Annotated in this window: 1 protein-coding gene; it reads left to right on the top strand. The window is 77.0% G+C overall.

The genetic code is table 11. The annotated features are described in order from the left end of the window. Positions 1-697 (top strand): MFS transporter (locus GTW08_RS08675; RefSeq protein WP_161151745.1); only part of this gene is annotated, 697 nt, incomplete at both ends.

Raw genomic sequence — 697 nt, 5'->3', positions numbered from 1 at the left:
CGTACTGCTCCTGTCGGCCGGCGGGGTGGCCTGGCCGTGGACGTCCCCGGCGACCGCGGTGCTCGGCCTCGCCGTCGTGGCGGCCGGTGCGCTCGCGATGCTGCGCGAGCGCCGCGCCGCCGACCCGATCCTGCCGCCGCGGCTGTTCGGCAGCCGCACGTTCACCCTCGCCTGCGCCGCCAGCCTGCTGGTCGGCACGGTCATGTTCGGCGGCATCATCTACCTGCCCCAGTTCCTGCAGGTCGTCCACGGCCACGACGCCATGACCGCGGGTCTGCTGATGCTGCCCCAGGTCGGGACCATGATCGTCGCCTCGGCCGTGGTCGGGCGGCTCGTCGTCCGCAGCGGCCGGTGGAAACGGTATCCCGCGGCGGGGTGCGCGCTGCTCGTCCTGGGCCTGGCCGTGCTCGCGCCGCTGACCCCGGCGACCCCGGCCTGGCAGGTGGTGACCGGGATGGCGCTGCTCGGCGCCGGGACCGGCCTGACCCAGCAGGTGCTGATGCTGGCCGCACAGGACGCCGTGGGCCCCGGTGACGTGGGGGTCGCCGGGTCCTCGGCCACGTTCGCCCGCACGCTCGGCGGCGCCGTCGGCGTCGCCGCGTTCGGTGCGGTGCTCACCGCCCGGCTGCGCACCGACCTGCCCACCGCGCTCGCGGCCGCGGGCCTGCCCACCGGGGACGACGCGGTCCGCCGGCTG

Source organism: Pseudonocardia sp. SID8383 (assembly GCF_009864975.1).
GTDB classification, from domain to species: domain Bacteria; phylum Actinomycetota; class Actinomycetes; order Mycobacteriales; family Pseudonocardiaceae; genus Pseudonocardia; species Pseudonocardia alni.
This window is presented reverse-complemented; position numbering and strand designations above follow the sequence as displayed.